General features: G+C 69.2%; 10 protein-coding genes. 2 read left to right on the forward strand and 8 right to left on the reverse strand.

Annotated elements, in window-relative coordinates; all coding sequences use genetic code 11:
• Nucleotides 1–2: 2 nt before the first annotated feature.
• The 8 genes from VGD28_RS14320 to VGD28_RS14355 all read right to left on the reverse strand — a co-directional run bounded on the left by VGD28_RS14320 (nucleotide 3) and on the right by VGD28_RS14355 (nucleotide 6,354).
• Entirely contained in the window at nucleotides 3–677 is a 675-nt protein-coding gene (locus tag VGD28_RS14320; protein WP_331029023.1) for a uroporphyrinogen-III synthase, read from the reverse strand.
• Nucleotides 674–1,582, reverse strand: a complete 909-nt coding sequence (gene hemC, locus VGD28_RS14325; protein ID WP_331029024.1) for a hydroxymethylbilane synthase — start codon at nucleotides 1,580–1,582, stop codon at nucleotides 674–676. Before hemC ends, VGD28_RS14320 begins: the two co-directional genes overlap by 4 nt.
• Nucleotides 1,583–1,623: 41 nt before the next feature.
• Nucleotides 1,624–2,820 carry an acetyl-CoA C-acyltransferase gene (locus VGD28_RS14330; RefSeq protein ID WP_331029025.1) on the reverse strand — a complete coding sequence of 399 codons (1,197 nt, stop codon included), beginning with the start codon at nucleotides 2,818–2,820 and terminating at the stop codon, nucleotides 1,624–1,626.
• Nucleotides 2,821–2,884: 64 nt separating this feature from the next.
• Nucleotides 2,885–3,670, reverse strand: a complete 786-nt coding sequence (locus tag VGD28_RS14335; protein ID WP_331029026.1) for a crotonase/enoyl-CoA hydratase family protein — start codon at nucleotides 3,668–3,670, stop codon at nucleotides 2,885–2,887.
• Between the two features lie 27 nt (nucleotides 3,671–3,697).
• Nucleotides 3,698–4,303, reverse strand: a complete 606-nt coding sequence (locus tag VGD28_RS14340) for a response regulator transcription factor (RefSeq protein WP_331029027.1) — start codon at nucleotides 4,301–4,303, stop codon at nucleotides 3,698–3,700.
• Nucleotides 4,293–5,264, reverse strand: a complete 972-nt coding sequence (locus tag VGD28_RS14345) for a transposase (protein WP_331029028.1) — start codon at nucleotides 5,262–5,264, stop codon at nucleotides 4,293–4,295. The genes VGD28_RS14340 and VGD28_RS14345 overlap by 11 nt, the downstream gene beginning before the upstream one ends.
• Entirely contained in the window at nucleotides 5,252–6,094 is an 843-nt protein-coding gene (locus VGD28_RS14350; RefSeq protein WP_331029029.1) for a hypothetical protein, read from the reverse strand. Before VGD28_RS14350 ends, VGD28_RS14345 begins: the two co-directional genes overlap by 13 nt.
• A 101-nt stretch (nucleotides 6,095–6,195) precedes the next feature.
• A complete protein-coding gene (locus tag VGD28_RS14355) occupies nucleotides 6,196–6,354 on the reverse strand; it encodes a hypothetical protein (protein ID WP_331029030.1) in 159 nt (52 codons plus the stop codon).
• Between the two features lie 130 nt (nucleotides 6,355–6,484).
• On the opposite strand from VGD28_RS14355, the gene VGD28_RS14360 reads away from it, so the two are divergent.
• The gene (locus VGD28_RS14360) at nucleotides 6,485–6,922 is read left to right on the forward strand and encodes a PaaI family thioesterase (RefSeq protein WP_331029031.1); all 438 of its coding nucleotides are present in this window, start codon (nucleotides 6,485–6,487) and stop codon (nucleotides 6,920–6,922) included.
• Nucleotides 6,919–7,305, forward strand: coding sequence for a PaaI family thioesterase (locus VGD28_RS14365; RefSeq protein ID WP_331029032.1), 387 nt, complete (start codon nucleotides 6,919–6,921; stop codon nucleotides 7,303–7,305). The genes VGD28_RS14360 and VGD28_RS14365 overlap by 4 nt, the downstream gene beginning before the upstream one ends.
• The last annotated feature ends 39 nt before the right edge of the window (nucleotides 7,306–7,344 follow it).

A 7,344-nucleotide genomic window follows, 5' to 3' on the forward strand; every position in this document is an offset into this window, starting at 1 on the left:
GGTCAGGGGTCAATCGCGAGCGGGCGTGCTGCCGCGATCAGCGCATCGTCATCGGGCGTGATGGCGATCGCGCCTGCGCTCCAGCCCGGCCCCGCGGCGATCGCAGCCTTCCTGCTGATCGCCGCGATCCGGATGGTGGCGGGCGAAATCCGGTGGCGCGCCAGCTCGGCAGCCAGCTGCATGCCGGCGCGCGCGGAATGGATCAGCGCGACGCTTCCCGCGAGTTGCGCGGCGCCGGCGGCCGCCAGCACCCGCGGCTCGCTGGCATAGATGGGGACGATCGCGGCGAGTGCCGGATGTTCGATCGCGGTCCGGTCCCGCCCCGCCAGCCATAGCAGGCGGGTGAAATCCGGCGAATCGCGCAGCAGGCTGGCAAGGTCGGCCGATCCGGCGCGGGCGACTGCGAAGCCGGCGGCGCGGGCCGCGTCGGCGGTCGCGCTTCCCACCGCCAGCACGGGCATGCCACGCAGCGAAGCGAGCGCGGCCCCGCCATGACGCACCGCATTGGCACTGGTGAGGAGCAGGCCGTCGAAGCCGGTTGCATCGGGCGGCGTCCAGGCCAGCGGCCGGACCTCGAACAGGGGGGAGGCGAGCGGCTCAAGGCCGGCATCGCGCACCCGCTCTGCGGTGGCGCTGTTGCCCGGTTCGGGCCGCAGGATCGCGATGCGGCGGCTCAATGCCCGAACAGCGCGCGCAGGCGCGGGCTAGCGGCGGCGAGCAGATCGTGCGCAATTGCCGCGGCTTCGTGCGCCGTGCCTTCGAGCCCGGGCCGATCGAGACGGACATGCTCGCTGCCGTCCTCGCTCAGGATCTCGGCGCGCAGACGCAGTCCCTCCGCCTCGATCGTGGCAAGCGCGGCGACGGGGGAGTGGCAATCGGCGGACAGCGCGGCGAGCAGCGCGCGCTCGGCGAGGACGCAGCGCTCGGTCTCGGGATCGCCGATTGCGGAGACCAGCATGCGGGTCGCGACATCGTCCGCACGCACCTCGATCCCGACCGCGCCTTGCGAAGGGGCGGGGAGGAGCCGGTCGAGCGGGATCGGAGCGCCCACTTCGGGCCGGTCGAGCCGCTCGAGGCCAGCGGCGGCGAGCAGGGTCGCATCGGCTTCGCCGTCGCGCACCTTGGCCAGGCGCGTATCGACGTTGCCGCGCAGCGGCACGATCGCGAGGTCGGGGCGAATGCGGCGCATCTGGGCGGCACGGCGCGGAGAGCTGGTGCCGATCCGCGCGCCGTGCGGCAGCGCCTCGATCGAGTCCGCGCCGATCAGCCGGTCGTGCACGTCCTCGCGCGGCAACATCGCGGCGATGGCGATGGTGTCGGGGCGGATCGTCTCGACATCCTTCATCGAATGGACGGCGAGGTCGATCTCACCGTCGAGCAAAGCGCGGTCGAGCTCCTTGGTCCATAGCGCCTTGCCGCCGATCTCGGCGAGGGGGCGGTCCTGCACCTTGTCGCCGGTCGTGCGGATCGGGACGATCTCGACCCTCTCCGGCGCCCAGCCATGCGTAGCGAGCAGCGCGTCACGCACCAGATTGGCCTGGACGAGCGCGAGCGGCGATCCGCGGGTGCCGAGACGAAGCATGCGCGGCGCTCTAGCGGCTCGAATTGCTGCTGTCGAACGCCTCAGGGAATCTCGAATAGCCCAGCCGCGCCCATCCCGCCCGCGGTGCACATCGAGACGACCACCCAGCGCACCCCGCGCTTGCGCCCCTCGATCAGCGCATGGCCGATCAGCCGCGCGCCGGTCATGCCGAACGGATGGCCGATCGCGATCGCGCCGCCATTGACGTTGTACTTTTCCGGATCGATGCCCAGCGTGTCGCGGCAATAGAGGCACTGGCTCGCGAACGCCTCGTTGAGTTCCCACAGACCGATGTCGGCGATGGTGAGGCCCGCCCGGTCGAGCAATTTGGGAATCGCGAAGACCGGGCCGATCCCCATCTCGTCCGGCGCGCAGCCTGCGGCCTGAAAGCCGCGATAGACGCCCAGCACCTCCCTGCCCTCGGCCTGCGCCATTGCGCGGTCCATCACGATCTGCGCGGCCGCACCATCGGACAGCTGGCTGGCATTGCCTGCGGTGATATGGCGGCCTTCCTTGACGACCTGCCCGTCCTTCCACACGGTCTTGAGTCCCGCCAGCGCTTCGACGGTGGTGCCAGGGCGGATGCCCTCGTCCCGACTCACCGTCACCGTCTCGCTGCCGGTGCGGTTGCCTTCCTTGTCGAAGACCGCCTTCTCGACCGTGATCGGCGCGATCTCCTCGGCGAACGCGCCTCTGGCCAGACCCGCTTCGGCGCGCTGCTGGCTCATCGCGCCATATTCGTCCTGGGCGGCGCGCGTGATGCCATAGCGTTCGGCGACGATCTCGGCGGTCTCGATCATCGGCATATAGGCGTGCGGTTCGCTCGCCAGCACCGACCGGTTGGCGAAGCGCGGCGCGTCCTTGTTCACCGTCAGGCTGACCGATTCCATGCCGCCCGAAAGCGCGACATCGATATCCCCGGCGACGATCGATCGTGCCGCCAGCGCGAGCGCGGTCAACCCCGACCCGCATTTTCGGTCGAGGGTGAAGGCGGGCACGCTCCGCGGCAGCCCCGCGGCGAACACCGCCATGCGGCCGGCGTTGCCGCCCTGCGTGCCCCACTGGTTGCCCACGCCCCAGAAGATGTCGTCGATCCGCTTGGGGTCGATTCCAGCCCGTTCCACCACCGCGTTCATCACATGCCCGGCAAGCACCGGCGCTTCGGTCGCGTTGAACGCCCCCCGATACGCCTTGCCGATCCCGGTCCGGGCGGTGGAAACGATCGCGGCCTCGCGCATGTCATCCTCATTCGTATTTTGGGTATGGCTTCTCCGTAATCCGCATTGGTCAACATTGGAAGATTCAGTCGGTAAATTTCGGCGGTCGCTTCTGGATGTTGGCCATCACCGCCTCCATCTGATTGGGAGAGCGCATCAACTGCGCCTGCTCCGCGCTCTCCGCGGCAAGGATCGCGGGTGCCTGCGCTTCGGCGGCAAGGTTGGCGAGACGCTTGGCGGCGCGAATCGCATGCGGGTTCCGTCCAGCGATCGCGCGCGCCAGCGTCATCGCGTCGGCATGCGGATCCTCCGCCAGGCGCGTCGCGAAGCCCAGCGCCAGTGCCTCCTCGGCGCCGAACTCGCGTGCGGTGTAGGTCAGCTCGCGCAGCACGTCGTCACGCACCGTCGTCCGCCACAGCGCGAAGCCCGCCATGTCGGGGACGATTCCCCATTTCATTTCCATGATCGAGCAGCGCGTGCCTGGCGCCAGAATGCGAATATCCGCGCCGGACAGGATCTGGAATCCGCCGCCAAAGGCGATGCCGTGCACTGCGGCGATCACCGGCACGGGCAGCATGCGCCAGCCCCAGGCGACCTGCTGGAACAGATTGGCGTCGCCATGGCTGCGCTCGCCCAGGTCGAGCCCCGTGCCGCCGCCTGCCATGCTCGCCATGTCGAGCCCGGCGCAGAATGCGCGGCCTTCCCCCGACAACACCACCGCGCGCAGCCCGGCCATGCCATGCAGCTGCCCGATCGCATCGGCGATTCCCGCGAACATCGCGGGGTCGAGGGCGTTCATCTTGTCGGGCCGCGTCAGCCGCACATCGGCGACGCCGTCATGAAATTCGATCGAAACGCGTTGCTCGCTCATTGGCCATCCTCTCGGCTTTTGCGCACGCTAGACCGCGTCGAGGCGATAGCCGAGTCCCTTGGCGCTGCGGATCATCGGGCTGGCGAAGCCGCGGTCGATCCGCGCGCGCAGCTTGGAGACGTGCACGGCGACGACATTGGTCCCCGGATCGAACCGCAACCCCCACACCTGCTCGAGCAGTTCGCGGCGCGAGACGAACTCACCGCGCCGCTCGGCGAGATAGAGCAGCAGCGCAAACTCGCGGGGAAGGAGCGGGATCGGGAGGCCGGCGCGCTCGACTATGCGGTGCACCCGATCGATGCGCAGCTCGCCGATGCGCGTGTCGCCGGGCATATGGCTGCGCACGCGCACGTCGACGCGCGCAGCGAGCTCATAGGGATCGACCGGATGCGAGACCGCGTCGGCAGCGCCGGCATCGAGCGCCGCGGTCAGCCAGGCGTGGCAGCTGGCGACGGCGATCTCGGGCACATGGGTGCTGCGGATGCGGATCCCGGGTCCCCATGCGCGCAGGATCGCGGCGACCTCCCGGTCGGGGGCGGCGCACGGCTTGCCCAGGACGAGCGCATAGCCCCGCTGGGCAATGGCTTGATCCAGCAGGGGTATATCGATTTCGGAGAGAATCTTATGCCCCACGCCTCGGGAATCTACGCGCCACACCTCCTGAGTCTGCCGGAAACTGGTCCGCATCGGATCGATTATGCGCGCCGGATTCGAGTTCGCTGTGGACAGTGAGCCGGACCTGCGAGTCGCGGTCTCCCGCCGTCAGCTCGAGCAGCGCGCGGCGGTCCGGCGCGCTTGCGTTGGCCGAGACAAGCGCGGCGGCAGCGGTGCGGCGCATGCGCGGATGCGGGTGATGGCGCAGGAGGTGCGCGGCGAGGTCGAGGCCGTTGCCGCCGCCAAGATGGACGGCGAGCGTGACCAGCCCCTCGGACGGCGCGGTGGTCAGCCCCTCGGCGATCGTGCCGCGGGCGATATCGAACCGGTACTGGTCGATCCACGGATGGCTGGGATGCTGGCCCAGGACGTTGAGCGATACCGAGAAACGGTCGGGCGGCAGCTGGACGTGCACGTCGCGCTGCATGCGGTAGAGCATCAGCTTGCCGGGATCGAGCCGGCTGCGCTCGACGAAGCGCAGACCGGCATCAATTCCGGCCGCGCCGGACACGGCCCGTCCGTCATATTCGAAATAGTCGCTCCAATAGCCCGGTCCCAGATAGCCGTAGGTGAGGAACGGGAAGTTGTGATCATGCGGCAGCCCGTAGAAAAAGGGTGCGGTGCCGCTCGCCTGCACGACAGCATCGTCCGCCGCGGGCCAGAAATTGGCACGGATCACATAGCGGCCATTGGGCGGGCGCAACAGGAAGACCTGCGGGCCATAGCCGTTGGCGGCGCTTTGTCGCGCGCAGCGCAGCTTGAGCTCCTCGATCGCCAGGTCGGCCAGGAAATGGCGGTTGCGGCCAAGTCGCGCGAGCAACGGGCCGAGCGCCGCGAAGCTTTCCTCGTCATGCGGATCGAACGGTGTCGAATCGAGCCTATCGGCCAGTTCTTCGAGGGTGATCGCCGCGTCCTCGCCCGGCTCGATCAGGCGGGGCATGACGGCTCCAGCCGCTGGTCGAGAATCGGCAAGGTCGCCGCGGCTGCCGCGCGGATCTCGGCATTGGCGTCGTCCGCGCACATTTCCGCAAGTCGGCTGCGGGCACTGCGGCCATCGAGCATCAGCCATTCGCGCATCGCTGCCCAGCGCAGGTGGAAGGCCGGATGGTGCGAGGCATTGTCGAACAATGTCGTGGCGTCGGTCCGTCCGCTCACGCGCAGGAAGGTGAGCAGCATCTCGATCCGCGATGCTGTGTCGTCTGCGCAGGCTGCGCGAACGAACGCGCCATCGGTCACGGAGTACTCGCGCATCAACGGGTCTGCATCCGGCTTGATCGTCGCGGTGAGCGTGACGATGTCGCGCTTGGCATCGGTGAGCAGATGGCCGGTGGTCCGCCCGTCCTGACGGATCAGCGTGCCGTCCTTCAGCGTGAGCGGCGTGATCTCCCGGGCAGGCGCAGCCGTAGCCGCGCTGAACGCCCGCCCCGCCGCTTCCGCGCGCCAGCGCCGCATTCGTGCTTCGCCTCCCCGGACATAGCAGGTGAGCGTCACCCGTCCCGGCAGCACCACGGTGGCGGGCGCCGCGAGCTGGTTGAGGTCCGCCGCGCGGGTGACCGTGGCGGAGATCGTGACTGCGGCGCAATCGAGCAGCACCACCCCCGTTCGAAGGCGGTCGCGGCTGGCCTTGAACGGAGGCTCGAACCACGGATCGGCGCGCAATGCGTCGGTGAGCGGAGCCAGCAGCGCCGCCACCCGGCGTGGATCGGTGATCCACGCCGCTGCGCGCTGCTCGATCGCGGTGGCATCCTGAAGTTCCGCGAACGTCTTCACGGCCTCTGCGGCCGGGCCCGCGAGCCAGCGCGCATTGACGGCTGCCGACCGGACGCGCGCACCGGCAAGGCCGCGGCATTGTACGGCCGCGAACGATGCGGTCACTGCAGCGGGCTGGGATAGGTTTCGTACACCAGGATCGCGATCGCGATCAGCGTCTCGAAGATATCGTCGCCGGCGATCTCGGTGGCGCGGATCGCGCCATGCGTGGCGACCTGCGTGCTAAGAGCGGCGATTTCGGCCAAGGGTAAGGTGATCATCGCATGTTCCCCCGTGCTGGATTGCCGCACGCTACGCCCGGGGCAACCGGCGGCAGAGTTAAATCGAATTTACGTTGCGCCGCGGCACGCCCGCTTGCCGGGGTTCTCGCCGCCCGCTACGCCGCCTGCAATGGAATCCCAGCCGTTCCCGTTCGATCCGGCCGCATTCTTCGCCGCCTTGCCTGCGGGGCATGGCCGGCGGCTGGGCATTCGCTACGATTCGCACGGCGCGGACTGGTGCCAGCTCGTCCTGCCCTGGCGCGACGATCTGATCGGCGATCCGGCACGCGGCGTGATCGCCTCGGGGCCGATCGTCGCCTTGCTCGATATGGCGACCAGCGTCGCCGTATGGATGAGGCGCGGCGGGTTTCTGCCGCACGCGACGCTGGACCTGCGCGTCGATTATCTGCGGCCCGCGACGCGGGGGCGCGAGGTGATCGGGCGCGGCGAATGCTATCGGGTGACGCGCTCGGTCGCGTTCGTGCGGGGCATCGCGCATGATGGCGATCCGGACGATCCGGTCGCGCACGTCGCCGGCACGTTCATGTTCACGGGCGTGCCCGCATGACGCTGCCGCCCTATGCCGACCTGCTCGGGATCACGCGGGAGCCCGAAGAGGGGGCGCCGGTCCTCGCGATGCCCTTCGGCGCCGATGTCGTCGGGCGTCCCGGCTTCGTCCATGGCGGCGCGCTCGCCGGGTTGCTCGAGATGGCGGCGATCGTCGCGCTCAAGCATGCGCTGGAGGCCGACGGCCGTGCCGAAGCGCGGATCAAGCCGATCAACGTGACCGTCGACTTCATGCGCGGCGGGCGTGAGAAGGTCACCCGCGCGCAAGGGCATGTGTCGCGGCTCGGCACGCGCGTCGCCAATGTCGAGGCGATCGCCTGGCAGGACGACCGGGACCGCCCGGTCGCCGCCGCGCGGTTGAACTTCCTGCTCGTCGATTTCTAGAATCTGGATTCACCTTCGCTGAATTTCGGTGCCAGCCCG

It is taken from the genome of Sphingomonas sp. (assembly GCF_036402235.1).
Classification (GTDB): Bacteria; Pseudomonadota; Alphaproteobacteria; order Sphingomonadales; family Sphingomonadaceae; genus Sphingomonas.

What these genes read in the sequence shown, in the direction of transcription:
- hemC (WP_331029024.1), bottom strand. Translation starts at nt 1,582, where the DNA reads ATGCTTCGTCTCGGCACCCGCGGATCGCCGCTCGCGCTCGTCCAGGCC.
- VGD28_RS14330 (WP_331029025.1), bottom strand. Translation starts at nt 2,820, where the DNA reads ATGCGCGAGGCCGCGATCGTTTCCACCGCCCGGACCGGGATCGGCAAG.
- VGD28_RS14335 (WP_331029026.1), bottom strand. Translation starts at nt 3,670, where the DNA reads ATGAGCGAGCAACGCGTTTCGATCGAATTTCATGACGGCGTCGCCGAT.
- VGD28_RS14345 (WP_331029028.1), bottom strand. Translation starts at nt 5,264, where the DNA reads ATGCCCCGCCTGATCGAGCCGGGCGAGGACGCGGCGATCACCCTCGAA.
- VGD28_RS14355 (WP_331029030.1), bottom strand. Translation starts at nt 6,354, where the DNA reads ATGATCACCTTACCCTTGGCCGAAATCGCCGCTCTTAGCACGCAGGTC.
- VGD28_RS14360 (WP_331029031.1), top strand. Translation starts at nt 6,485, where the DNA reads ATGGAATCCCAGCCGTTCCCGTTCGATCCGGCCGCATTCTTCGCCGCC.
- VGD28_RS14365 (WP_331029032.1), top strand. Translation starts at nt 6,919, where the DNA reads ATGACGCTGCCGCCCTATGCCGACCTGCTCGGGATCACGCGGGAGCCC.